This window comes from Microlunatus parietis (assembly GCF_013407955.1).
Lineage (GTDB): Bacteria > Actinomycetota > Actinomycetes > Propionibacteriales > Propionibacteriaceae > Microlunatus > Microlunatus parietis.
In genome coordinates this window covers 5532848-5557224 of the sequence record NZ_JACCBU010000001.1, presented here as the reverse complement: position 1 = coordinate 5557224, position 24377 = coordinate 5532848, and the positions used below count along the sequence as shown (strand labels likewise).

The window sequence follows — 24377 nt, the reverse complement described above, 5'->3', positions numbered from 1 at the left end:
ATCAGTCCGCGTCGAGGAGTTCCGGGCTGATGCTCGACTCCGTGTCCGGGATGCCGAGCTCCGCGGCCCGCTTGTCGGCGGTGGCGAGCAGCCGCCGGATCCGGCCCGCGACGGCGTCCTTGGTCAGCGGCGGCTCGTGCAGCTGGCCCAGTTCTTCCAGGCTGGCCTGCTTGTTCTCGATCCGCAGTACGCCAGCCGCCTTGAGATGATCCGGTACGTCCTCGCCGAGGATCTCCAGGGCCCGCTCCACCCGGGCGCCGGCCGCCACCGCGGCGCGGGCCGACCGGCGCAGGTTGGCGTCGTCGAAGTTGGCCAGCCGGTTCGCCGAGGCCCGCACCTCGCGCCGCATCCGCCGGTCCTCCCAGGCCAGCACCGATTCGTGGGCGCCGATCCGGGTCAGCAGGGCGCCGATCGCGTCGCCGTCGCGGATCACCACCCGGTCGACGTTGCGTACCTCGCGGGCCTTGGAGGCGATGCCGAGCCGCCGGGCCGCGCCGACCAGGGCCAGCGCCGCCTCCGGTCCCGGGCAGGTGACCTCGAGCGCCATCGAACGGCCCGGTTCGGTCAGCGACCCGTGCGCCAGGAACGCCCCGCGCCAGGCCGCCGCGCACTCGTCCGCGCCGCCGCCGACCACCTGGGCCGGCAGCCCGCGCGCCGGCCGGCCGTGCGAGTCGATCAGTCCGGTCTGCCGGGCCAGCGCGTCGCCGTGCTTGATCACCCGGACCACGTAGCGGGTGCCGCGCCGGATGCCGGAACCGTTGACGATCACCAGGTCGCTGGGGTGCCCGAACACCTCGGCGATGTCGGTCCGCAGCCGGCGCGCCGCGGCGCCGGTGTCGAGCTCGGCCTCGATGACGATCCGGCCGCTGACGATGTGCAGGCCGCCCGCAAACCGCAGCATCGCGGCGACCTCTGCCTTCCGACAGCTTGGCTTGGTGACCTTGATCGTCGCCAGTTCCGCCTTCACCTGAGCTGTCATGGCCATTGGTGCATGATGCCAGATTTGGCCAGCGCCCGAGGCGCACCCCCTAGCCCCAGTGATCTTGAAGGGTCAGCCGGGGATGCCCATGATCTCTGCGTACGCCGAAGCGAGGCGGAGCGGGTCGTGCCGTGGGGTGCCGTCTCGGACGGCCAGGTCGGCGACCACCAGCTCCGCGCCGAGCGAGCTCGCGTACGCGCTCAGATGGGGATCGTCGGCCGCGAACGCGCTGTCCGCCAGCACCACGTCGAGGCGCAGGCACGGCGCGTGCTCGGCCAGCAGTTCCAGGTGCCGGGCGGCGCTGAAGCCGTGCGTCTCGCCGTCGTAGCCGATGTTGAGGGTGAGCAGCCGGCGGGCCTTGGTGGCCAGGATCGCGTCGGCCAGCTCGGGCACCAGGAGGTGCGGGATCACCGAGGTGAACCAGGAGCCCGGACCGAGCACCACCCAGTCGGCGGCCTCGACCACCGCCACCGACTCGGGACAGGCCGGCGGGTCGCTCGGCGTGAGCCGGACCGCGGACACCTGACCGGTCGTCGTCGCCACCGCCGCCTGGCCGCGGACCAGCCCGGTCTCGTCCGGGTGCGCGGCGTCCAGGCCGATCACGTCCGCCTCGATCTCCAGCGGTACGGCGGCCATCGGCAGCACGCGGCCCTTCGCGCCGAGCAGCCGGGCCACCAGGTCGAGCCCGGCCACCGGGTCGCCGAGCCGGGCCCACACCCCGGCGATCAGCAGGTTGCCGATCGCGTGGCCGTTCAGGTCGCCGTCGGAGGCGAACCGGTACTGCAGCACCTCGGCCCAGGTCCGGCCGGACTCGTCGTCGCCGCACAACGCGGCCAGCGCCATCCGCAGATCGCCCGGCGGCAGGCAGTCCAGCTCGGCCCGCAGCCGGCCCGACGAACCGCCGTCGTCGGCGACCGTGACCACCGCGGCGAGCTTGTCGGTGACCCGGCGCAACGCGCTCAGCGACGCCGACAGCCCGTGGCCGCCGCCGAACGCGACCACCGACGGCAATGTCGGCAGCGCTGGCAGGGCCGTGCTCACCCGAAGTACCTCACTCGTGTCCCACATCGCGGTGCAGCACCTTGGTCGGCAGCCCCAGGGCGCGCAGCCGGCGGGCGAACTCCTCGGTCATCGCGGTGCTGCGGTGCTTGCCGCCGGTGCAGCCGATGGCGATGGTGGCGAACCGCTTGCCCTCCCGGATGTAGCCGGCCGCCATGATCTGCAGCAGCTCCTGCAGCTTGTTCAGAAACCCGTTGGCACCTTCGGCGCCGAGCACGTAGTCGCTGACCTCGGAGTCCAGCCCGGTCATCGGCCGCAGCTCCGGCACCCAGTGCGGGTTCGGCAGGAACCGCACGTCGACCACGAGGTCGGCGTCGACCGGGATGCCGTACTTGAAGCCGAACGAGACCAGGGTCACCCGCAGCTGCTCCGTCGTCTCCCCCGCGTACGCGTGCGCGACCCGCGAGCTGAGCTGATGCACGTTGATCGCCGAGGTGTCGATCACCAGATCGGCCGCGGCGCGCACCGTGGCGAGCATCTGCCGCTCCCGGAGAATGCCGTCCAGCAGCCGGCCGTCGCCCTGCAGCGGGTGCGGCCGCCGGGCCGACTCCTGCCGCCGCACGATGACGTCGTCGGAGGCCTCGAGATAGAGGATCTCCGGCAGCAGGCCGCGCGCGGTCAGGTCGCTGAACATGGCCGACAACTGCTCGAAGAACGATCGGGTACGGACGTCGAGGACCACCGCCAGCCGGGTGATCCCGGCGCCGCTGGCCAGCGAACACACCTCGGGCAGCACGCTCGGCGGCAGGTTGTCGATCACGTACCAGCCGAGGTCCTCGAGCGCATTCGCGGCGGTCGTCCGGCCCGCGCCGGACATGCCGGTGACGACGACGACCCGCAGGTCGGGGGCGGTCGGTGCGGCGGCGGGGTCCAGGTCCTCGGGCGCGGCCGTGATCGGCTGGCTGGAGTTCACCGGCCCCATTATGGCGGCCACCGGTGACGCCCGGACCGAGGCGGGTCCGCCCGGTCGCCGACAGCCTCGATCTCAGCCGGATCCGCGACCGTTCCTCCGGGCCGCGCCGAACCTGCGACGCCCCCGACCGCACCGCTCCGCCGACCCACACCACTCCGCCGACCCACACCACTCCGCCGACCCACACCACTCCGCCGACCCACACCGCGCTTTCATCCGCGACCGACCCTCCGCCGGCGACCGACGCTCCACCCGTCATCCTCCCCGCCGCGACCGCTCCGACCCGCCGGCCGAGGCGACCGCGCAACCCTCGGTGTCCGGACAGCGGGTCGGGTTGTCGACTTTCCGACCTCGAATCGGCTTCGACGTGTGCGGTTGTCGACAAACCCACGCGACGTGGACCGACTCGAGCCGGAGCGGGCCAGGGGCAGGGCGGCCGCGGTTGGGCAGGGCGGACGCGAGTGGACAGGGCGCGGACGCGGGTGGGCGGTGGGGCCCGGCTGTCGTTCTTCCGCCTCGGTTCGCCCGACAACGCGCTTCAGAGCCGCCCAGCGCTCGAACTCAGGTGCTTTGGCGACATCGCTCCGCGAGCCTCGGCGCGGTGGCCCGATCAGTCCAGGATCTCGCCGGTGGCGGTGTTGATCGCCTCCGCCTTCGGCGTCTCGGACAGGGCCGCCTTGATCGCCAGCGCGGTCTTGTCGCCGAACCCCGGGACCGCGGCGATCTCCTCCACCCTGGCCTCGCGGAGCTTCTTCAGCGAACCGAAATGCTTCAGCAGGGTACGCCGACGTACCTCACCGAGACCGGGAACCTGATCAAGGACCGATTCGACCATCGACTTGCTCCGCCGGGACCGGTGGTGGGTGATCGCGAACCGGTGCGCCTCGTCGCGGAGCCGCTGCAGCAGGTAGAGCCCCTCCGAGGTGCGGGGCAGGATCACCGGGTCCTCGGTCTCGGGCAGCCAGACCTCCTCCAGCCGCTTCGCCAGGCCGCAGAGGGCAATGTCGTTGATGCCCAACTCCCCCATTGCCTCGGCCGCGGCGGCCACCTGCGGCGGGCCGCCGTCGACGACGACCAGCGCGGGCGCGTAGGCGAACCGGCGCGGCGCCCCGGTGGTCGGGTCGATCAGCATCGGGCCGTCCGGCTCGGCGTCGGCCACCTCCGCAGCAGCCGCCGTACCGTTGCCGCGATCATGATCGGCCGCGGTCCGGGCCCGGTCGTCGAGCAGCCGGCGGAACCGGCGGGTGATCACTTCCTTCATCGCGGCGACGTCGTTCTGGCCGTCCACGCCCCTGATCACGAAGCGCCGGTATTCGCTCTTCCGCGGCAGGCCGTCCTCGAAGACGACCATCGAGGCGACCACCTCGGTGCCCTGCAAGTTGGAGATGTCGAAGCACTCCATCCGCAGCGGCGCGGTCGGCAGTTCCAGCGCCTCCTGGATCTCCTCCAGCGCCCGGTTCCGGGTGGACAGGTCCCCCGCCCGGCTGGTCTTGTGCCGGACCAGGGTCTCGCCGGCGTTGCGGGCGACCGTCTCCAGCAGCGTCCGCTTGTCGCCCCGCTGCGGCACCCGGATCGCCACCTGGGCCTTGCGCCGCTCGCTGAACAGGGCGGTCAGCGAGTCGACCGACGGCGGCAGCGCCGGCACCAGGATCTCCCGCGGCAGCGGCGGCTGCTCCGGCCCGTCGGCCTCCTCCGGCGCCGCATACAACTGGAGCAGGAACTGCTCGACCAGGCCGGCCGTGTCGATGTCGTCGACCCGGTCGGCGACCCAGCCGCGTTCGCCGCGGACCCGGCCGCCGCGGACGTGGAAGATCTGCACCGCGACCTCGAGCGGGTCCTCGGCCAGCGCGATCACGTCCGCGTCGGTGCCGTCGCCGAGCACGATCGCGTTCTTCGACATGGCCTGCTGCAGCGCACCGATGTCGTCCCGGATCACGGCGGCGCGTTCGTACTCCATCGCCGCACTGGCCCGGGCCATCTCGCGCTCGAGCTTCTTGATCATCGGTCCGGACTGGCCGGAGACGAACTGGCAGAAGTCGTCCACGATGTCGCGGTGCTCGTCGGCGCTGATCCTGCCGACGCACGGCGCGGCACACTTGTTGATGTAGCCGAGCAGGCAGGGCCGGCCGATCTGCTTGTGGTTCTTGAACACGCCGTTGGAGCAGGACCGCATCGGGAACACCCGGAGCAGCAGGTCGACGGTCTCCCGGATCGCCCAGGCGTGCGAGTACGGCCCGAAGTAGCGATTGCCCTTGCGCTTCTTGCCGCGGCCGACCATCACCCGCGGGAACTCGTCGGCCCAGGTCACCGCCATCCACGGGTACGACTTGTCGTCGCGATACTTCACGTTGAACCGCGGGTCGAACTCCTTGATCCAGGAGTACTCCAGCTGCAGCGCCTCGACGTCGGAGCGGACCACGGTCCAGTCCACCCGGGCCGCCGTGAACACCATCGCCTGGGTCCGGGTGTGCAGGCCGGCCGGATCGGCGAAGTACGAATTCAGCCGCTGCCGCAGGCTCTTCGCCTTGCCGACATAGATGACCCGCCCGTCCGCGTCGGAGAACCGGTAGACGCCGGGCTGCTCCGGGATCGAGCCGGGCTTGGGTCGGTAGGTTGTCGGGTCGGCCACGTTCCTCAGCGTAGAACCCCGGTCCGACAACCCGAGCGGGGACTATTCGGGCAGCACCAGGCTGTCGCCCGACACGGTGAACTCGACCGCCGGGAGCGGCTGGTCGGCCGGTCCGGAGACCGGGTCACCGGTGGCGATCGCGAAGTGGCTGCCGTGGCACGGGCAGACGATCTCGGCGTTCTCGACCTTCTCCACCGGGCAGCCCTGGTGGGTGCAGACCGCGCTGAACGCCTTGAACTCGCCGGCCGCGGGCTGGGTCACCACGTACTTCTCCTGGATCACCACCCCGCCGCCCTCCGGCACGTCGGCGGTGGCGACCGTGATGCCCTGCGGGGCCGGGGTGGGCGACCCGCTCGCGCTCGGGCTCGAGCCCCCGCTCGGGCTCGCACTCGCGCTCGGCGAGCTTCCGGCGGTCGGTCCGCCGCTCGTCGACGGAGCGGCGGAAGCGGGCGCGGAGGCCGACGGGCCGGCGCTGCCGCCGGTGGAGCAGCCGGCGATCCCAGCCCCCGTGCCGATCGCGACCGCCGCCAGCCCGGCCTGTCTCAGCAGCCTGCGCCGGCTGCGCGCTCCCGCGACGAGTTGGTCGAGTTGGCTGCGGACATCCGGCATCACGGGCTCCCTGGGGGGTCGGGGGTCGGTCCTCAGTTCGCCAGTCTAGGGAGGGTCAGCTGTGAATCGTCCATGATCAACGTCAGCGCGCCGGTGCCACGCCTCAGGCGTCGAGCGAACCCTCGACGACCCCGCCGTGGATCTTCTTGTCCCACGGATCGACGAAGGTGCGGTCCGCCCAGTGCCGATAGCGGCCGGCCAGCTCCGCCGCCTTGGCGGGGTGGGATTCGGCGAGGTTCTCGGTCTCGGAGCGGTCGGCGCCCAGATGGTAGAGTTCGTGGGGTTCCTGGAAGCGGGCGACGAACTTCCAGTTGCCGGCGCGTACGGCGCGGTTGCCCTCGTGTTCCCAGAACAGGGGTTCCTCCCGCCGGAGCGGCCGCCCGCCGAAGGCCGGTGCGAAGGACCGGCCCTCGGCCGGCAGGATCGCGTGGCCGTTGAACTCGGCCGGATACCGGGCCCGGCCGACCTCCGTCAGGGTCGGCATCAGATCGATCACGTGGCCGGGCTCGCGCCGGATCGTTCCGCGGACGGCCGGATCGATCCCGCGCGGCCAGTGCGCGATCAGCGGTGTGGCGATGCCGCCCTCGGACGTGAAGTGTTTGAAGTACGAGAACGGCGTGTTCTGCAGAGTCGCCCAGTTGAGACCGACCCAGATATTGGAGGTCGCGCTGCCCGGCGTGCCCGCGCCGGTCCGGCCGTCGGGGCCGGCTTCGGCGTTGCCGCCGTTGTCGGAGAGGAAGATGATCAACGTGTTCTCGTACGCGCCGGTGTCCTTGAGGTGCTGGACAAGATCACCGACGGCCCGGTCCATCCGGAAGATCGCCGCGGCGTAGACCGCCATCATGATGTCGAAGCGTTCCCGGTGCTCGGCGGTCAGCCGGTCCCAGTCGTAGGCGTACCGCAGGGCCGGCGACAGCCGCTCCGCCGGGCCGACGACGCCGAGTTCGCGCTGCCGCTCGAAGCGGGCGTTGCGCGGCGGTTCCCAGCCGTCCAGGTAGCGGCCCCGGAACCGCGCGATGTCCTCCGGCGGGGCCATCAGCGGGAAGTGCGGGGCGCAGAACGGCAGGTAGTGGAAGAAGGGTTTGCCCTGCTGCCGCGCGTCGTCGATGAATCGGGTGCTCCAGTCGACCAGGAGGTCGGAGCCGTACCAGTAACCGGGGCCGACCTCGTCGGAGTTCAACGGCACCGGCCGGCCGTCGATGTGGACCGCACCCTTGTCCTGATCCCGGAAGTAGGTGCCGCCGACGGGCGCGAAGGAACGCTGGAAACAGCGCGCCCACGGCGGCGTGCCGTGGCCCAGTCCGAGGTGCCACTTGCCGGACATCGACGTGTGATAGCCGGCCGCACCGAGCACCTCGGCCAGGGTCACCGAGCGGTCGAGCAGCCGGCCGAAGGTGCCGCGGGATTCCGGTTTGACGATGTTGTCCAGCGCACCCATGCCGGCCTGGTGCGGATACAGGCCGGTCAGCAGCGAGGCGCGCGACGGGCTGCACCGAGCGCAGTTGTAGAACTGGCTGAACCGCAGCCCGCCGGCGGCGAGCGCGTCCAGGTTCGGGGTCGGGATCTCACTGCCGAAACAGCCGAGATCGGAGAATCCCATGTCGTCGGCCAAGATCACGACGATGTTCGGCCGCTCGGCCACCTCCTCCGCCCGCGCTGCCGGCGCCCCGGCCGCGGAGACTCCCCCAGATGCCAGCGCCAAACCACCGCCCACCAGGGTGCGCCGGGTCATCGTCGGTACGGTCTCCTCCGCCATGGCGTTTCTCCTTCGCCGTCAGGGACATCGATGATCATGGTTCGGTGTGATCAGTGCGCGATCTTGATCGGAAGGGGCCGGCGCCAGGCTTCCAGCCGGGCGGTCAGGGATCGGGCGAGCCGCGGATGGCGATCGGCGACGTCGGTCGACTCGCCCGGGTCGGCCTCCAGGTCGTACAGCTCCACGTTGCGGCCGCCGGACTCGGCAAGCAGCTTCCACCGCCCGGACCGCATCGCGAAGCTCGGGCTCGCGCCGGCCGGCACCTGGCTCGGGTCCCGGAACGCACCGAAGGTCCAGTACAGGTCGGGTCGCTCGGTGACCGGGCGGCCGCACCACGCCGGCAGCAGGCTGATCCCGTCGGCCGGCCCGGGCAGCCGGGTGCCGGCGGCCTCCGCGAGCGTCGGCAGCAGGTCGACCGCGTGCGCGACCGTGCGGTCGTCCCGACTGCCGGCCGGCACCCGGCCCGGCCACCGGATCAGCAGCGGCTGCCGGATGCCGCCCTCGTACAGGCTGCCCTTGCGGCCCCGGTACGGCCCGGCCGAACCCGGCCGGGAGGCTCCCGCGGTGGGACCGTTGTCGGAGGTGCAGACGATCAAGGTGTCGTCCAACAGACCAAGATCATCCAGCGCCCCGGTCAGCCGGCCCACCTCGGCATCCAGCGCGACCAGGACGGCCAGGAAGCGCTCCTCTTCCGGAGTCCGGCCCAGCCCCGCGACCTGCTCCAACTGTTCGGCGCTCGGCGCCCACGGCGTGTGCACGTCGCCGGGCCAGAGTTGGACGAACCACGGCCGATCGTGTTGCCGCCGGATGAAGTCGATCGCCCGGTCGACGAACCGTTCCGTGATCTGCGACTTGGGCAGCTGATCGATCGGCCCCTGCCCCAGCGCGATGCTGGCCGCCGCCAGCCCGGCCTCGGTGTCGGTCGGCACCACCCGCGGGCCGAGTCCCTCGAACTGGGTGTAACTCTCGTCGAAGCCGTACGCGGCCGGCCACGGAGCGTCGCCGACATCGCGGCCACCGCCCAGATGCCACTTGCCGAAATGGCCGGTGGCATAACCGGCGGCACGCAGCGTTCGCGGCAGGTTGGGCACGTCGGGGTCGAGCCAGTCGGCCTGCCCGGCCCAGGCGTTGTGCTCGCGGGTGGCGAGGAAGGTGACGAGCCGGTTCCGGGCCGGATACCGACCGGTCAGGAAGCCGGCCCGCGACGGCGAACAGATCGGGGAGGCGTCGTAACACTGGGTCATCAGCATGCCCTCGGCGCCCAGCCGGTCCAGGTTCGGCGTCCGCACCAGCGGGTTGCCGGCGATCGACAGGTCCCCGTACCCGAGGTCGTCGATCAGGATGAACACGATGTTCGGCCGCCGGCCGGCCGGCCCGGCCGGTTCGGCGGCCGCGCGCGACTCCGCGGCGCCGCACAGCCCGGCGAGTGCGGCGGAGGCGCCCGCGCCGAGGACCGTGCGTCGGGTGGGTCTGGTCATCGGCATTCCCCTCGCGTCGTCGTCGACGAATGTCTCCGGTAAGGACGCTAAGGCACCGAGCGGACGAACCGGAACCCTTTGTAGACAACGTTTTGCATCGTGGCAGAAGTGGGCGTCGCGGTCGGCCGATCTCTTGCCGGCCGCGGGTCGACCGTGGCTGATGGGAGGTTCAGCGAGCGTCGGAGCGGAGCAGTTCGTCGACCTCGGCGGCGGTCGGCGGCTGGGCCCCTTGGCGTTCGCAGACGATCGCGGCCGCGGCGACCCCGCGGCGCAGCGCGTCCTCCAGGGAGGCCTGCCGGCGTACGAAACCGTCCAGGAAGCCGGCCATGAACGTGTCGCCGGCGCCGACCGTGTCGACCACCTCGACCTTGCGGCCGGGCACGTCCGTGCGGCCGTCGGCGTCGACGGCGACGGCTCCGCCCGGGCCGAGGGTGATCACGACGGCGCGCAGCCCGTACCGCTGCTGCCAGAGGGCGGCGGTCTCGGCCGGATCGGCACCGCCCGGCGCGACCTCGGCCAGGGCGGCAAGATCGGCATCGCTGGCCTTGACGATGCCGCCGTTGCGCCCGGCCAACTCCAGCCACGGCTCGACCTTCGTCCAGTAGAGCTTCGGGTCGGTGATCACGGTGGGCCGGACGTTGATGTCGTACGAGAGCGGCGCCTGCGACGCCGAAGCCCAGTCGAGCAGCACCCCGGCGCCCGGCTCGACGACGCAGGCGAGGGACGCGATGTGCAGCCAGTCCCCCGCGCCGAGCTCGGGCAGCTCCGGCGGCTGCCAGGCGAAGTTGGCCGTGCCGTCGAAGTGGAACGTGTAGCTCGCCACCCCGTCGGCATCCAGCTCGACCACCGCCAGCGAGGTGGCCTGATCGGTGATCACGGCAAGATCAAGATCGACCCCGGCGCCGGTGAGATGATCATGGAGCTGCCGGCCGAAGGCGTCCCGGGACAGCCGCCCCAGGAAGTGGCTGTCCGCCTCGAGCCGGCTCAGCGCGACCGCCGTGTTCATCGGCCCGCCGGCCGACAGCGCCTGCCAGGTGGTCCGGAAATGATCATCCGACGGCTCCGCGACCCGGACCAGGTCGATCAAGGTCTCACCACACACGACGAATCGACTCATGGCGGCACCCTAATGGAGCGATCCGGGCGGCCCGCCCCGTCGTCCGGGAACGCCGAAAGGCTCTCGACACCACGGCGGGCGTGGCGTCGAGAGCCGATCGGGGAGGCGGTCGGGGTCAGCCGAGCTCGGCCGCACCGGCCTGGGCGAACTTCTCGTCCAGGTCGCCGGACGGGGCCCCCGCGACGCCGATGCCGGCGATCGGGGCGTTGTCCGCCGCGACCGGCACGCCGCCGGCCAGGAACAGGGTGCCCGGGATGTCCTTCAGGGTCGGCGCGGACTCGAGCCGCTTCACCAGCTCCGAGGTGGGCGCGTTCCAGGACACCGCGGTGTAGGCCTTGCGGACCGCGGACTCGTAGGACTGCGGCCCGGCGCCGTCGCCGCGCAGGGTGACGATGGTGTTGCCGTTGCGGTCCACCACGGCGACGGTGACCCGCTGGCCCTCCTTCTCGGCGGCGTCCAGCGCGGCCTGGGCGGCCTCGGTCGCGGCGTCGATGCTGAGGTGGGTGCTCGTGGTGGTGGCCTTCTCCGGTACGGCGGCCTTGGTCGCGGCCGGCGGTTGGGCGGGCGGCTGAGCCGGCGGCTGGGCGGCGGCGGACACGACGCCCGCGGTGCCGAAGCCGGCGAGGGCGACGGCCGCGGCGGCGGTGATGATCTTGACCCGCGTCGAGAACTTCTTGACCTGCATGGTGTGACTCCCCATCTCGTTGTGGTGTGGGCTTTCCGTGCTGTGCTTCCAGCCTGCTGCCGAGACCCCGGTCCGCGCGTCGTCGCAGTGGCTGGTCCTCGGCGGCCGTACGGGCGAGGCCGGGGTCAGCCGATCGGATGACCCGCGGGCCGCCGCGGCTGGGCCAGAATGGGTGTTCTCGCAGGTCAGGAGAGGAGCGGACCATGGCCGGCAGCACCCCGGCGCCCGGCGGGGACGCGTCCCCAGCCGGCGACCTCGCCACCGCCGCGGCCGGTGACGTCCGCCGGCTCGCCCTCGTCATTCACATCGCGTTCTTCGTCCTGCTCGGGGCCGCTCTGTTCCGATTCGCCCAGCGGCACGGTGACGACGCGCAGGCCGCCGTCGTGTACGCGATGGCCGCCGCCCTCGCCGTCCTGTACGGACTTGCCCTGTCCCGGCTGCTCGGCGCCGGCGTGGCCCGGCTGATCTGGCTCTGCGGCGTGGTCGGGGTCTGGTCGGTGCTGGTGAACCTGGCGCCGAGCTTCGCCTGGTGCGCGGTGCCGCTGTTCTTTCTGGCGTTGCGGATGCTGCCGCTGCGGCTTGCGCTCGTCATGATCATCCTGTTCACCGGCTTGGTGATCTTCGCCCAGTTGCGGCTGGCCGGCCGGTTCGACCTGGACTGGGTGGTCGGCCCGCCCGCCGTCGCCGCCCTTGCGACTGCGGTGTTCGTCGTGATGGACCGGCAGGCGACCCGCCAGGCCGCGCTGATCGAGGACCTGGTCCGGACCCGGGCCGAGCTGGCCGCCACCGAGCGACGCGAGGGCACCCTCGCCGAGCGGCAGCGGCTGTCGATGGAGATCCACGACACGATCGCCCAGGGCCTGTCCAGCCAGCGGATGCTGTTGCAGGCCGCCGACCGGTTCTGGGACGCCGAGCCGGCCCGAGCCCGCGAGCACGTCCGTACCGCGGCCGCCGTCGCGGACCGCGGCCTCGCCGAGGCCCGCCGCTTCGTCCACGACCTGGCCCCCGCCGACCTCGCCGAGGGCGGCGATCTGCAGACCGCTCTGCGGGCGCTGGCCGACCGCGAGATCACCGACGAGCGCACCGTGATCTGCCAGGTCGACGGCACGCCCGTACCACTGCCGGACCGGGTCCAGTCCGCCCTGCTCCGGGTCGCTCAGGGCGCGCTTGCCAACGTACGCGAGCATTCCGGCGCCACCCGGGCCGCCGTCACCGTCAGCTACCTCGGCGACGAGGTACGCCTCGACATCGCCGACGACGGCCGCGGGTTCGACCCGGCCTCGCCCGGACCCGGTTCGGCCGACCGGGGCCACGGACTACCGGCCATGCGGGCCCGGGTCGGCCAACTCGGCGGCACCCTGACCGTCGAGTCCGCGCCGGGCGACGGCACAGTCGTGTCCGCTGCCGTACCCGCGACTCTGGAGGTTCCGACCCCGTGACCAGCCCCGCTCCGACCGGACCCGTCCGGCTCCTTCTCTGCGACGACCACGTCGTGGTCCGGGCCGGCCTGCGTGCCCTGCTGGACAGTGCGCCTGACATCGAGGTCGTCGGCGAGGCCGGCAGCGGAGAGGAGGCGGTGGCCCAAGCCGCCGCGCTCACCCCCGACGTGGTCCTGATGGACCTCCAGCTCGGCGACGGCATCGACGGCATCGAGGCGACCCGGCAGATCGTCGCGGCCGGCGGCGACGTCCACGTCCTGGTCCTGACCACGTACGACACCGACGCCGACATCACCCGCGCGATCGCCGCCGGCGCCACCGGCTACCTGCTGAAGGCGGAACGACCCGAGGAACTGTTCGCCGCGATCCACAGCGCCGCCGCCGGCCGCACCGCCCTGTCCGCGCCCGTCGCGCACCGGGTGATGGCCCAGATGCGCAGCCCCCGGCCCACCTTGACACCTCGCGAGCACGACATCCTCGGCCAGCTGGCGCTCGGCCTGTCGAACCGCGACATCGCGAAGGCCCTGTTTCTCAGCGAGGCCACCGTGAAGACGCACCTCGGCCGGATCTACGAGAAGCTCGGCGTCGACACCCGGACCGGCGCGGTCTCCGTCGCCAAGGAGCAGCGCCTCCTCCCGTGACCTCGATTCGGGCGAGTGACACAAATCTGCAACGCAACCGCCCCGCCGCACCGATTTCGCGCCCCGAGACCCCGTTGCAGGGCCGATCCGTGACACCCCGGGCACGGGTCCTGACATCAACCCGCTCCGCGCCCGTGCGGGCACGCCCCTTGGCCCGGATCCCCGGCACGGTCCCGGCATGCCCGGTCAAGCCGCCGGACCTGCCCGACCCCTCGGCACCGTTCGTCTCCCGACCGCCCTCAGCCCGGATCCTCCGACTGGAAGCGTTGCCGTGCCCTCGGCGGAAGGCCGCTCCGGGTCAGGCACTGGACCCCCGACCCCCGTTCTGACACGTCACCGCAACCCGATCCCGGTTCGATGAAGCGTCACGACGCAGCCACGGCCGAACGGCGAGTGGCTGAGCGCCGAGTGGACCCAAATGGCACGGATTCCGGAAAAGATCTGCCCTTGGCGTCCGCTCGGCGGAGCGTCGGCGCCGGACGCAGCGACGCGACGGTCGCAGAGCGGTGCGCCGGCAAGTGTTCCGGTGCGAGGTTGCTTGGTTGACAGCCTGATGTTCGCCAACAACGCCAGCGCGCCCTAAGCAGCGATCCACGGATTCAGGCTCAAGCCCGCCGCCCAGCGCTAAGTCAATAGGGTCTTCGATGCCTCGTCAGCCGAATGTCCGACCCTCCACTCTTTGCTCACCCCTCTCCGTTCGCCCCTCTCCGCTCGCCCCACCCCTATCCGCTCGCCCCACGGCCCGTTCCCTCCGCCCGTACCCTCGGCGAGTTCCCCTCGTCGCGTTCCGCCACGCCGCCACCCCATCCCCACCGCCGCCCATCCCCCTTCCGCCCGCCCCCTTCTCCCTTCCACCTTCCGCCTTCCCCTCGTCGAGTTCCCCGTTGGCCGCCGCCCCATCCTCCCCGTGGGCCCCTCCCTCCCCACCGGTAGGGCCCCTCCCCCGCCTACCGACCAACCAACCACCATGCGCCGGCACTCCGCCCAGCACCCAGCGCCCACCGCCGGGATCCGCGAGCTGGCCACGTTGACCACCCGCCCACACTCGACTAAGTTCGAAACATGTCTTTCGAAAAGGTGGATCCGCTCGAGGACCCGCGCGCGATGCGAGCTCTGGCCCACCCGATCCGGCTGCGGATCCGGGACCTCTTGGACGACGAAGGTCCGCTCACCGCGACCGAGGTCTCGGACCGGATCGGCGAGAGTCCCGCGAACTGCTCGTTCCACCTGCGCACCCTGGCCAAGTACGGCTTCATCGAGGAGGCCGAGGGCGGCAAGGGGCGCAACCGGCCGTGGCAGATCCGGCACGGCTGGATGCGGGTCGAGCCGGAGAACCTCGCCGGTGATGCCCGGCGGGCCGCCCTGGCGATGGGTCAGGCCCTGCGCGGCGCCCTGGTCCGCCGGATCGAGGCGTGGGCCCGACGCAGCCGGGACCTGCCCGAGCCCTGGCGGGGCGTCGGCTTCGAGATGCAGATCGACACGGACCTGTCGGCCGAAGAGCTGAAGCAGATCGGCGAACAGATCAGCGAGGTGCTGCGACCCCTGACCAGCAAGCGCGAGCTCGCGCCGGACAGCCGGCGGATCACCATCGCCGTGCAGGGCTTCCCGCACGTCTCCGACGACGACTGATCATCCGGTCTCCGACCACACCTCCTCCCGGATCCGCGGCCCGAGTTCGTGCCACAGGGTGGGCGGGATGCCGCTGCTGGCCAGCTCGGCCAGCAGCGTGATCATGCTGTACGACGGATCGAGCCGCAGCCCGCGTTCGACGCAGCAGTTCAGCAGGGCGCCGTGGCCGCCGACCCAGGCGGCGGCACCGGTCAGGGCCAGCGGGCCGAGGGCGTACCGGTCGATGGTCCGGCGGACCACCCGGCGCCAGAGCGCGACGTGGTCGTCGGCGCGGTCGAGCGTGATCATCGACCAGGCGGCGTCCCGGGCGTCGATCGCCGCGGCGAGGACGGCGAGCCGGGCACAGGCCTCGTCCGACGGCTCGGCGGCCAACCCGGCGTGCACGGCCTCGACCATGGTGATCTGCCGGGCCTGCACGTCCAGCTGGTCCAGGTCTCGGACCGCGCGGGCGGCCAGGGCGGCGAGAGCGGGGCGGTCGGGTTCGGCCGGGCCAGCGACGCTGGCCTCCAGTTCGGACCGGCTGGACAGTGCTGGCAGGCCGGCCATCACGGCGGCAGCGGCGGCGCCGCTGGCCCGCGGATCGTACGGGACGCCGGCAGTCCGGGACCTGCCGAACGCCGTCGTCCGGGACCACCAGTGCTCGCCGTCCGCGTACAACACGTCGTGCAGGACGCAGCTCGGGCGGGCTCGTTCCGCCCGGGCCCAGCGGGCCCGCCACCGGTCCAGCAGTGCGGTCGCCGCGGCGAAGTCGGCGCCGAACGCCACCGCGACGGCACCGGTCGCCTCGTGCGCGACGGCGAGAGCGTGACCGTAGTCGGCCAGTTGCCCTGCACCGGCGGCCGGCGGCAGGTCGACCCGGGCGGACAGCAGCAGTTCGCTGCCCCGGAACAGCAGCAGCACGAACGACTCCTCGGGACGGAAGCCGAGCAGGTAGGGAATCAGGCCGAGCAGCTCCTGCGGGTCGCGGGAGTCGAGCCGGAGGGTCGGCTGCGGAGGCCGACGAGGTTGGGCACGTTTCATGCCCATGGTTCTGCGCAGTTCTGGCCGAATCCGCCGGCGGAAAGAAAATCTGTGGACAACCGAGAAAGTCGGGCGCTGCCTGTGGACAGCGCGCCGGCGCCGAATGCGGACTTGCTGCATCTCGTCCGGCGCCACGGTAACGTGATGGGTGTGAGTCACGAGATCGAGCGGGCGGACTCGACCAGTCGGACTGCGCCCGGTCTCGGTCGAAACTCCAGCGGCCCCGCCTTCGCGCCACCCGCTTCCGGGCTCCCCTTGGCCGACCGCCCCCTCGGTACGCCCCCGCCGGCTCCGCAGCCGCCGCCCGAACTGCCGCGCCGCCGCTCGCTGCTGCTCCGGATCGCTCCGGCCGTCGGCACCTTCGTGATCCTCGCCCTGGCCGCCGTGATCATCGTGGCCGGCAGTGTCCAGGACAACCGGAAGGCCGCCGAGCAGGCCAGACGGCCGGTGCCGTCGCCGGTGATCACCGCCCCGCCGGCCGTCGCGTCCGACCCCGCCGGTGAGCCGGACGCGATCGAGTTCACCACCCCGCAGGGGCGCGGCGAGCTCACCGTGATCGACCACACCTGGCTCCGCAAGCCCGGCTCGTCGGAGGTACGGCTCCGGGTCCAGGTCGAACTCCGCGCCCTGGACGGGGTCGTCGACTACGACCCGGCCTACTTCTTCGCCGCCCGCGACCTGGCCAACCCGGTCCGCGCCGAGGACTCCTTCGCCCATGGCGATCTCGACGTCGGCGTGCTGGAACCCGGCGACGCGGCCCGCGGCTATCTCACCTTCCTGCTCCCCCGCGGCGACGTCACGCTGATGATGTCCAGCGACGCCGCCGACTGGATCACCGCGATCAAGATCGTCGACTGAATCACGATCCCGACGCGCGTCGGTGCGGGCCCGGGTCGATCAGTAGGCTTCATCGCTATGACCGAGGTCGAAACTCACACCGAGCGCGGCTGGGACGTGCTCCGGATCCGCTCCGAGGGGCTCGTCGCCGAACTGGTCCCGGGCCTCGGCGGCACCGTGACCTCACTCCGCCGGCCGGACGACGACGCCGAACTGCTCTGGCGCACCCCCTGGGGACTGCGTCCGCTCACGCCCACCCTGCCGGGCAATGCGGAGGCGTCGATGCTTGATCATTTCCCGGGCGGCTGGCAGACCCTGTTCCCTAACGGCGGCGACACCGCACACGCACACGGCGTCGAATGGGGCTACAACGGCGAGACCCGGTTGGCGCCGTTCGACTGGCAAGTCGACGGCTCGTCGGTGATCATGAACACCCGACTGGTCCGCAGCCCGTTCCGGGTGACCAAGATCGTCACCGTGGACGGCCCGACGATCAGCATCGAGGAGTCGGTGCACAACGACGCGAACGAGGCGGTCGAGGTCATGTGGGGCCAGCAGGTCGTGCTCGGCGCGCCGCTGCTCGGCCCGGACACGGTGATCGAGAGCGGCGCGACGATCGTGCACCCCGACCCGACCGCGACCTCCGGCGCCAACTACAACGACGTGATGCCGTGGCCGCGTTCGGTCGGCGAGGACTCCATGATCAACTTGCGCCGGGTGGTCGGCCCGCGCGCCGATCACGCCCGGCTGGCCTACCTGACCGACTTCGTCGATCCCAAGATCACCGTACGGAATCCGGCGGCCGACCTCGGGCTGGACCTGACCTGGGACGCCGAGGCCTGGCCGTATGCCTGGTATGCGCTGGAGTCCGGCCACCGGCGCGGCTTCCCCTGGTTCGGCGACGGCTACTTCCTGGCCCTGACCCCGTCCAGCAGCTGGCCGGCGCACGGCATCCACGACGCCCGACGGATCTCCAAGGCGACCGTCTGGGTGCAGCCGGACGAGACCCGCAACGCCCGGCTGGCCCTGACCGTGCATGCGAGCACCGAGTAGGCACAGCCACGAACCGACGACCGCAGGAGGGGCGGGCCACGATGGTCGATCAACAACGGATCAGATCCTGGGTACGGGTCGCGGCGCGCTCGCTCGGCACCGAGTATCCGTACGCCAGCCACCACGTCAGCCGGGACGCCTACGACAACGACGTCACGCCGCGCACCCTGCATCCGGCCTTCCACGGCAGCTTCGACTGGCACTCCAGCGTGCACCTGCAGTGGTCGCTGGTCCGGCTGCTGACCATCCACCGCGCGGCGCTGAACGCCGAGCAGTTGACCGGCCCGATCTGCGATCTGCTGGACGCCCGGCTGACGCCGGCCAAGATCGCCACCGAGGTGGCCTACCTCCATGATCATCCCGGGTTCGAGCGCCCGTACGGCTGGGCTTGGGCGGCGATGCTCGGCGCCGAGACCTGGCGCTGCCTGGACCAGTTCGCCGACCCGTGGGTGGAGGCGACCAGCGAACTCGTCGCCTGCGTGGCCGATCTGATCATCGACTTCCTGCCCCGGCTGCCGCACCCGGTCCGGCACGGGCTGCACGGAAACACCGCCTTCGCGCTCAGCCTGATGCACCACGCGTTCTCGGTGATCGGCCGGTCCGACGTGGTGGAGTTGATCAACGACTACGCGCGGAAGGCGTACGGCGGCGACACCGCGGCACCGCTCGCGTACGAGCCGTCCGGGATCGACTTCCTGTCCCCGGCGCTGAGCGAGGCCGAACTGATGCTGCGGGTGCTCGAGGCCGAGTTCCCGGCCTGGCTGGACAGGTTCCTGCCCGGGCTGGCCCGCAAGCCGCAGCCCGACCCGGACCTTGATCGACTCCTGCGGCCGATGCCGGTCGAGGACACCGCCGACGGGCAACTGGCGCACCTGACCGGCCTGGCGCTGTCCAAGTCCTGGCAGCTGTCCCGGCTGGCGGCCTCGCTGCCGATCGAGGACCCGCGGCACAGCCGGCTCGTCGCCGCCGCGATCCAGCTCCGCGAGCCGGCCCTGCCGCTGGTGACGGAGGCCCACTTCGCCTCCACCCACTGGCTGCTCAGCTTCGCGATCCTCGCCACCGACCTCTGAGCGTCTTCACCAGGTTTCCTGGCGCAATACCACAGAAGTTTCTCTGGTAAGGCGCCAGTTTTTCACGTTACGTGAAAAACCGACGCCCCCAGTCAGCGGAAGGCGGCCAGGTCGACGTCCGGGCCGGGACCGTGGTCGGGCACCTCGATCCGGGCGCCGTCCTGGCGGGCCGAGGCGAACGCGGCCACGCCGGGCAGCGTGAACCGGGCCGCGACCCAGGCGTTGATCGGCGGCTGCGTCTTCTTGGTGACGGCCTTGACGAAGTCGTCGGCGAGGAAGTGGTGCGAGCCCTCGTGACCGTTCGGGGCGCCCTCGAACTCCTTCGGCAGCCGGGAACGATCATGGGCCTTCGCCATCCCGGAGCTGAAGCTGTGCAGCAACTCCGGATCCAGCCCGGCCAGGTCGGCGTGCCGCTCGGCCTGGTATTCCCTGGTGTAGAAGAGCTCGCTGATGTCCTCGATCTCCTTGCGATCACTCCAGCTGGCGCCGGTCGAGGTCTGCTCCATCACGCCCTCGGTGCCGTAGAACCGGAACCGCGACTCGTGCACCCGGCCCGGATGACCGACCCGGCGGAACTCGTTGGTCCGCATCACGCCGCCGTCGGCCAGGTGGAACAGCGCGCTCATGTTGGAGTAGTCGTTGTCGAACATCGACACCTCGCGGTCGAACACGCCGTCGCCGCGGTCGTCGACGATGCCAATGCAACTGACCGAGGTCGCGTACGTCGGCCAGGCCCCCAGCACGCCGCCGACGGCATGGGTCGGGTAGAGCATGGGCGGGTACGACGCCGTGGCCTTCCAGTTCTCGCCGCCGCTGAACTGGTAGGCGGAGTAGAAGCCGTTGTCCATGTCGTGGACGTAGTCGCCCTCGCCGTAGAAGACGCGGCCGAACTCGCCGGCGGCGATCTTGTCCCGCGCCCAGACGACGGCCGGGTTGTAGTAGCTGGTCTCGCCCATCATGTAGATCAGACCGGTCTGCTCGACCAGCTTGATGATCTCGGCGATCTCCTCCGCCGACACCGCCATCGGCACCGCCGAGTAGACGTGCTTGCCGGCCTTCAGCGCGTTGATCACCAGCTCGCCGTGGGTCCACCGCTGGGTCATCACCGCCACCGCATCGACGTCGGAGGCGAGCATGTCCTCGGCCGACGGCACTGTGCCGTCGATGCCGAACTTGGTGTTCGTCTCCTCGGCCCGCTCCGGCAGCAGGTCGGTGACGACGATGGAGGTGACGTCCGGATGCAGCTGCCAGAGCCTGATGAAGCTTCCCGCGAACTGGCCCGTGCCGATGACACCGATCTTCATGGGTCTGTCTCCCGAATGGTGTTGGGGATGTTTGTGTTGCCGCGAAACAATCAACGAGAGCCTAGGCGATCCGGCCGCCGGACTGTAGTTCCGGTTCGCCATGCGGCATCCTGAAGCCATGGCCGGACGGCGGACCCGACAGGATTTCGATCGGTTGTACGCCGACGGGCGCCCGCCCTGGGAGCTCGGCGGTCCGCAGCCCGCCCTGGTCGAAGCGTTGACCCGGGAGCCGGTCGAGGACCCGGTGCTGGATGCCGGCTGCGGCACCGGCGACCTCGCGCTCTGGCTGGCGGCCCGCGGCCACCGGGTCGTGGCCTTCGACTTCTCCGCCGCCGCGATCGAGCAGGCCCGGGCCAAGATCACCACCGGCGGGTCGGACGTCACGTTCCTGGTCGCCGACGCCACCCGGCTCGCCGACCTGCCACTGCGGCCCCGGACCGTCGTCGACTCCGGCCTGCTGCACGGCCTGGACGAGCCGTCCCGGAGCGCGTACGTCGATGGGCTGCGCGACCTCTGCGAGCCGGGCGCCCGGCTCTTCCTGCTGGCCCGCGACGACCCGGGCAGCGAGCACGCCGATGCCGGCCGGGCCGAGTTGATCACCCGGTTCGCCGCGCCGGACTGGACGGACACGGAGGTCCGGCCGGCCGAGGTGTGCGCCCAGGTCGACGGCGCGGCGGTACGGCTGCCAGGGTGGTTGTTGATCACTCATCGAGCCGCTTAGCTCACTCCATCAGCAACACGGACGGGTGCGCGGACAGGAAATGATCAAGGACCAGGGCCGCCGCGCCGTGCGCCGCGACCCGGTCGCCGACGATCGAGCCCTCGACCCGTACCCCGGCATCGGGGCGGACCAGCCAACCCTTCATCCCCTCCGGAACGACCTCCAGGAAGCGATCCCGGACCAGCGACCAGATCGGACCGCCGATCACCGCAAGATCGAGATCGAGCATGTTGATCATCAACGCGATGCCGGCGCCGAGCCGGCGGGCCGACGCCTCCAGCATCGCGGTCGCCTCCGCGTTGCCCTCGTCGGCCAGCCGGCAGAGCCGGGTGAACCGCTGCTGCAGATCCGCATAGTCGGTCTCCGTGGCCGGCGGGTCCAGCAACCCGTGCCGGACGGCCTGCCGGACCAGACCCTGCGGCGCGCAGGACGTGTTCAGCGAACCGCGCCGGCCGTAGTCGAGGTCCTCGGCCTCGGCGTCGACGATGATCTCGCCGACCTCGCCGACGTTGTTGCTGACCCCGCGGATCACCTCGCCGCCGATCACCACGCCGGCGGCGACGCCGCTGCCGAGATAGAAGAACAGGAAGTCCCGCCGCCGTTCGCTGGACGCCCACAGCTCGCCGGTCGCCGCGGCGGTGGCGTCCTTGTCCAGCAGGACGTGCAGCCCGGTCGCCTCGCGCAGCTCCGAACGCAGGCCGACGTTGTGCCAGGACGGCAGCTGCGGCGGGTCCAGCAGCACCCCGGACTCGATGTCGATCGGGCCGGGGGCCGCGACGCCCAGCCCGAGCAGCCGGCCCTGGTCGATCCCGGCCTCCGTGATCAACGCGTCGCAGGTGACCTTGATCAGGTTCACGATGCCGGCCGGCGTGTGGTTCGACGGCGTCGGCAGCCGCCGGTCCGCCCGGACGTGCCCGGCCAGGTCGACCAGCACGAAGTTCAGGTTGGCCGGGTCGACGTGCACCCCGATCGCGTAGTGCCCGTCCGGGTTGACCTCCAGCAGCGTCCGCGGCTTGCCCCGCGCCTGCGCCACCTTGCCGGTCTCCAGCACCAGTTCGGCCTGCAGCAGCTTGCGGGCGATGTTGGACATCGTCTGCTGGGTGAGCCCGGTCAGCTCACCCAGCTCGACCCGGCTCCGGCCGTGCGGGGAACGACGAATGGCATCGAGGACGACCGCCTGGTTGAAGTCGCCCAGGGTTCGAAGATTCGAGCCCTTGCCCATGCCGTTACACCTCCGATGCCTGGATCCGCCCGTCGCCGTCGGCGGTAGATCTGGGGCGATCACATCATAAAGGTCACCCCTCGTGCACCGTCAGTTCAGTTGATCACCACCGGCTCGCCGCTGCGTACCGACTGGTAGGCGGCCTCGACGATCTCCAGCGAGCGCAGCCCGGCCTCGCCGTCCGGCTGCGGCCGGCGGCCGGTTGTGATCGAGTCCACGAACTCGGCCACCAGGGCGGTGTCCGCGTCGCCGCCGTACGCCAGCCAGAGGGGCTTCCTGTCGGCCTCGGAGAAGCCGTCCACCCGGCTGTTGAACGCGTCCATGTCGGCGATCCCGCCGGTGCCGACCAGCTGCAGGGTCAGCCCGCCCCAGGTCGGGTAGTTCGGCGGCTTGGACCAGCTGCAGTCGATCGTGGCGAGCACGCCGTTGGCGTACCGGATCGAGACCAGGCCGGCCGTCTCCACCTCGACCTTGTCGGCATGCAGGATCTTGTTGACCGAGGCGTACACCTCGGCGGCCCGGGTGCCGTCGAACAGCGAGTCCAGCAGATCGGCCACGTGCACCGTGTGGTCGGCCAGCGAGCCGCCGCCGGCCAGCGCGGGATCGACGAACCAGGACCGGGCGTCGAGCGGGATCCGGCCGTTGTTGGTGCCGGTCACGGACAGCACCTGGCCGAGCGACCCGGAAGCGTAGGCCGCCTTGGTCGCGGCGAACGCCGACGAGAACCGGACCGGGTAGGCGACCATCAGGTTCACCCCGGCCGCGGCGCAGGCGTCGATCATGGCCCGCGCGTCGGCGGTGCTGGTCGCGATCGGCTTCTCCGACATCACGTGCGCGCCGGCCGCCGCGGCGAGCTCGGTCAGCTCCCGGTGCTTGGCGTTCTCGGAGCAGATGATCACGCCGTCCGGCCGCTCCGCGAGCAGCGTCTGGTAGTCGTCGAAGTACGGCACGCCGAGCTGGGCGGCAAGGTCCGCGCCGCCGACCTCACCGGCCGGCCGGGTTCCATGATCGGGATCGCTGGCGATCACCTCGATGCCCAGCCGTTTCAGCGCGTGCACGTAGGAGACCGCGTGCAGATGGGCGAACGACATCATCGCGATCTTCATCGGGCTGCCTCCTCGGCCACGGCGGCGGAATCGTTGGACAGGTGGACCGGCTGCCCGGTCCGGATCGAGGTCGCGGCGGCCTCGGCGATCTTGACCGCGGCCAGGCCGTCGGCGGCGCTGACCCGGGTCGGGGCACCGGTCGTGAAGGCGGCGTGGAACTCCCGGATCTCCGTCAGATAAGGACTTTCGGTGAACCCCGCGTCCGGCAGCAGGCCGGTGCCGGAGTCGTCGGTGGCGCCGCCGTCGATCACCAGCGGCCGGTGCTCGGTGGAGTCGTGCTGCAGCAGCCCACCGGTGCCGGCGATTTGGAAGGTGGTCCGGAACGTCGTTCCAGGCCGCGCCCAGGTGCCGTTGACGTAGCTGATCGCGCCGTTGGTGTGGGTCAAGATCACCTGCGTGCTGCGGACCGGGACCGCCGGGTCGGCGCCGGTGTCGCGGGCGAACACGGTCGCCACCTCGCCGGCGTTCCAGCGCGCGAAGTCAAGATCATGAATGCTCTGGTCGACCACCAGGCCGCCGCTCAGCGCATCGTCGAGATACCAGGGCCGGAGCGGACGGGACCCGGCGCGGGTGAACCGCTGCACGGCGATCTCGCCGATCTTGCCGGCGGCCACAGCGTCGTGCATGGTCACGTACTCGCTGAAGTAGCGCACCACGTGCGCCGGGTAGAGCTGCACGCCGGCGTCGGCGCAGGCCGTGATCATGGACTCGGCATCGGCGCTGGACAGGGCGAACGGCTTCTCGCACAGCACGTCCCGGCCCGCCGCCGCGGCCGCCCGGACCAGCTCGGCGTGGGTCGTGGTCGGGGTGCAGACATCGACCGCGTCGACCGAGGCAAGCAGTTCGTCCAGCGATCCGACGGCCTCGCCGCCGCCGACCCGGTTCAGCAGCGGCGACGGGTCGTCCTTGGTATACACCAGGACCCGGACGCCGAGACTCAGCCAGGCCGGCAGGTGGGCGCCGGCGATCGCGCCGGCGCCGATCATGCCGACGGTGAATGGTTCCGCCATCGAGTGGCTCCCTCTCTCACAGTGGACTCGACCCCCGGTGGACCGAGGAGGTGGTGCACCATTGTGGCCCGACGCGTTTCCGGCGGGGGCGACCGGGGTC

Annotated in this window: 21 protein-coding genes; 7 read left to right on the top strand and 14 right to left on the bottom strand. The window is 71.5% G+C overall.

Annotated elements, in window-relative coordinates; genetic code table 11:
* Position 1: 1 nt before the first annotated feature.
* The 9 genes from whiA to BKA15_RS26735 form a co-directional block, all read right to left on the bottom strand.
* Positions 2-985 carry a DNA-binding protein WhiA gene (gene whiA / locus BKA15_RS26775; RefSeq protein ID WP_179756127.1) on the bottom strand — a complete coding sequence of 328 codons (984 nt, stop codon included), beginning with the start codon at positions 983-985 and terminating at the stop codon, positions 2-4.
* Positions 986-1051: 66 nt separating this feature from the next.
* Positions 1052-2020, bottom strand: coding sequence for a gluconeogenesis factor YvcK family protein (locus BKA15_RS26770; RefSeq protein ID WP_376766817.1), 969 nt, complete (start codon positions 2018-2020; stop codon positions 1052-1054).
* A gap of 10 nt (positions 2021-2030) precedes the next feature.
* Positions 2031-2912, bottom strand: coding sequence for an RNase adapter RapZ (gene rapZ / locus BKA15_RS26765; protein ID WP_281385589.1), 882 nt, complete (start codon positions 2910-2912; stop codon positions 2031-2033).
* 649 nt (positions 2913-3561) lie between these two features.
* Positions 3562-5580, bottom strand: a complete 2019-nt coding sequence (gene uvrC / locus BKA15_RS26760) for an excinuclease ABC subunit UvrC (protein ID WP_179756123.1) — start codon at positions 5578-5580, stop codon at positions 3562-3564.
* Positions 5581-5622: 42 nt separating this feature from the next.
* Complete coding sequence (locus BKA15_RS26755) at positions 5623-6189, bottom strand: Rieske (2Fe-2S) protein (RefSeq protein WP_179756121.1); 567 nt, start codon at positions 6187-6189, stop codon at positions 5623-5625.
* A gap of 103 nt (positions 6190-6292) precedes the next feature.
* On the bottom strand, positions 6293-7945 hold the full coding sequence (locus BKA15_RS26750; RefSeq protein WP_179756119.1) for an arylsulfatase: 1653 nt from the start codon (positions 7943-7945) through the stop codon (positions 6293-6295).
* A 50-nt stretch (positions 7946-7995) separates the two neighbouring features.
* Positions 7996-9423 (bottom strand): sulfatase-like hydrolase/transferase, encoded by a 1428-nt coding sequence (locus BKA15_RS26745; protein ID WP_218871593.1) that lies wholly within the window; start codon positions 9421-9423, stop codon positions 7996-7998.
* A 169-nt stretch (positions 9424-9592) separates the two neighbouring features.
* Positions 9593-10540, bottom strand: coding sequence for a carbohydrate kinase family protein (locus BKA15_RS26740; RefSeq protein WP_179756115.1), 948 nt, complete (start codon positions 10538-10540; stop codon positions 9593-9595).
* A gap of 115 nt (positions 10541-10655) precedes the next feature.
* Positions 10656-11225 carry a GlcG/HbpS family heme-binding protein gene (locus BKA15_RS26735; protein ID WP_179756113.1) on the bottom strand — a complete coding sequence of 190 codons (570 nt, stop codon included), beginning with the start codon at positions 11223-11225 and terminating at the stop codon, positions 10656-10658.
* A 203-nt stretch (positions 11226-11428) separates the two neighbouring features.
* Between BKA15_RS26735 and BKA15_RS35885 the strand changes: the two genes are divergently transcribed.
* The 3 genes from BKA15_RS35885 (at position 11429) to BKA15_RS35060 (ending at position 14934) form a co-directional block, all read left to right on the top strand.
* On the top strand, positions 11429-12664 hold the full coding sequence (locus tag BKA15_RS35885) for a sensor histidine kinase (RefSeq protein WP_179756111.1): 1236 nt from the start codon (positions 11429-11431) through the stop codon (positions 12662-12664).
* Positions 12661-13305: a response regulator gene (locus BKA15_RS35880; protein ID WP_179756109.1), complete on the top strand. Its 645-nt coding sequence runs from the start codon at positions 12661-12663 to the stop codon at positions 13303-13305. Before BKA15_RS35885 ends, BKA15_RS35880 begins: the two co-directional genes overlap by 4 nt.
* Before the next feature lie 1062 nt (positions 13306-14367).
* Entirely contained in the window at positions 14368-14934 is a 567-nt protein-coding gene (locus BKA15_RS35060) for a winged helix-turn-helix domain-containing protein (RefSeq protein ID WP_218871592.1), read from the top strand.
* Here BKA15_RS35060 and BKA15_RS26715 read toward each other — a convergent pair whose 3' ends face one another.
* A complete protein-coding gene (locus BKA15_RS26715; protein WP_179756107.1) occupies positions 14935-15954 on the bottom strand; it encodes a DUF4192 domain-containing protein in 1020 nt (339 codons plus the stop codon).
* 255 nt (positions 15955-16209) lie between these two features.
* On the opposite strand from BKA15_RS26715, the gene BKA15_RS26710 reads away from it, so the two are divergent.
* The 3 genes from BKA15_RS26710 to BKA15_RS26700 are packed head-to-tail and all read left to right on the top strand — an operon-like array spanning position 16210 to position 18914.
* Complete coding sequence (locus BKA15_RS26710; protein ID WP_179756105.1) at positions 16210-16812, top strand: hypothetical protein; 603 nt, start codon at positions 16210-16212, stop codon at positions 16810-16812.
* A 57-nt stretch (positions 16813-16869) separates the two neighbouring features.
* Complete coding sequence (locus BKA15_RS26705) at positions 16870-17844, top strand: DUF4432 family protein (RefSeq protein ID WP_179756103.1); 975 nt, start codon at positions 16870-16872, stop codon at positions 17842-17844.
* 41 nt (positions 17845-17885) lie between these two features.
* A complete protein-coding gene (locus BKA15_RS26700; protein ID WP_179756101.1) occupies positions 17886-18914 on the top strand; it encodes a DUF2891 family protein in 1029 nt (342 codons plus the stop codon).
* Positions 18915-19006: 92 nt separating this feature from the next.
* On the opposite strand, the gene BKA15_RS26695 is transcribed toward BKA15_RS26700, so the two are convergent.
* Positions 19007-20218, bottom strand: coding sequence for a Gfo/Idh/MocA family protein (locus tag BKA15_RS26695; RefSeq protein WP_179756099.1), 1212 nt, complete (start codon positions 20216-20218; stop codon positions 19007-19009).
* Positions 20219-20336: 118 nt separating this feature from the next.
* On the opposite strand from BKA15_RS26695, the gene BKA15_RS26690 reads away from it, so the two are divergent.
* Positions 20337-20939 (top strand): class I SAM-dependent methyltransferase, encoded by a 603-nt coding sequence (locus BKA15_RS26690; RefSeq protein WP_179756097.1) that lies wholly within the window; start codon positions 20337-20339, stop codon positions 20937-20939.
* A gap of 1 nt (position 20940) precedes the next feature.
* On the opposite strand, the gene BKA15_RS26685 is transcribed toward BKA15_RS26690, so the two are convergent.
* The 3 genes from BKA15_RS26685 to BKA15_RS26675 form a co-directional block, all read right to left on the bottom strand.
* Positions 20941-22161: an ROK family protein gene (locus BKA15_RS26685; RefSeq protein WP_179756095.1), complete on the bottom strand. Its 1221-nt coding sequence runs from the start codon at positions 22159-22161 to the stop codon at positions 20941-20943.
* A gap of 95 nt (positions 22162-22256) precedes the next feature.
* Entirely contained in the window at positions 22257-23267 is a 1011-nt protein-coding gene (locus tag BKA15_RS26680) for a Gfo/Idh/MocA family protein (protein ID WP_179756093.1), read from the bottom strand.
* A complete protein-coding gene (locus BKA15_RS26675) occupies positions 23264-24277 on the bottom strand; it encodes a Gfo/Idh/MocA family protein (RefSeq protein ID WP_179756091.1) in 1014 nt (337 codons plus the stop codon). Before BKA15_RS26675 ends, BKA15_RS26680 begins: the two co-directional genes overlap by 4 nt.
* Positions 24278-24377 lie beyond the last annotated feature (100 nt).

Coding starts and splice junctions, on each gene's coding strand:
- whiA (WP_179756127.1), bottom strand. CDS start 985: ATGGCCATGACAGCTCAGGTGAAGGCGGAACTGGCGACGATCAAGGTC.
- BKA15_RS26755 (WP_179756121.1), bottom strand. CDS start 6,189: ATGCCGGATGTCCGCAGCCAACTCGACCAACTCGTCGCGGGAGCGCGC.
- BKA15_RS26750 (WP_179756119.1), bottom strand. CDS start 7,945: ATGGCGGAGGAGACCGTACCGACGATGACCCGGCGCACCCTGGTGGGC.
- BKA15_RS26745 (WP_218871593.1), bottom strand. CDS start 9,423: ATGACCAGACCCACCCGACGCACGGTCCTCGGCGCGGGCGCCTCCGCC.
- BKA15_RS26740 (WP_179756115.1), bottom strand. CDS start 10,540: ATGAGTCGATTCGTCGTGTGTGGTGAGACCTTGATCGACCTGGTCCGG.
- BKA15_RS26735 (WP_179756113.1), bottom strand. CDS start 11,225: ATGCAGGTCAAGAAGTTCTCGACGCGGGTCAAGATCATCACCGCCGCC.
- BKA15_RS35885 (WP_179756111.1), top strand. CDS start 11,429: ATGGCCGGCAGCACCCCGGCGCCCGGCGGGGACGCGTCCCCAGCCGGC.
- BKA15_RS35060 (WP_218871592.1), top strand. CDS start 14,368: ATGTCTTTCGAAAAGGTGGATCCGCTCGAGGACCCGCGCGCGATGCGA.
- BKA15_RS26715 (WP_179756107.1), bottom strand. CDS start 15,954: ATGAAACGTGCCCAACCTCGTCGGCCTCCGCAGCCGACCCTCCGGCTC.
- BKA15_RS26705 (WP_179756103.1), top strand. CDS start 16,870: ATGACCGAGGTCGAAACTCACACCGAGCGCGGCTGGGACGTGCTCCGG.
- BKA15_RS26700 (WP_179756101.1), top strand. CDS start 17,886: ATGGTCGATCAACAACGGATCAGATCCTGGGTACGGGTCGCGGCGCGC.
- BKA15_RS26695 (WP_179756099.1), bottom strand. CDS start 20,218: ATGAAGATCGGTGTCATCGGCACGGGCCAGTTCGCGGGAAGCTTCATC.
- BKA15_RS26690 (WP_179756097.1), top strand. CDS start 20,337: ATGGCCGGACGGCGGACCCGACAGGATTTCGATCGGTTGTACGCCGAC.
- BKA15_RS26685 (WP_179756095.1), bottom strand. CDS start 22,161: ATGGGCAAGGGCTCGAATCTTCGAACCCTGGGCGACTTCAACCAGGCG.
- BKA15_RS26680 (WP_179756093.1), bottom strand. CDS start 23,267: ATGAAGATCGCGATGATGTCGTTCGCCCATCTGCACGCGGTCTCCTAC.
- BKA15_RS26675 (WP_179756091.1), bottom strand. CDS start 24,277: ATGGCGGAACCATTCACCGTCGGCATGATCGGCGCCGGCGCGATCGCC.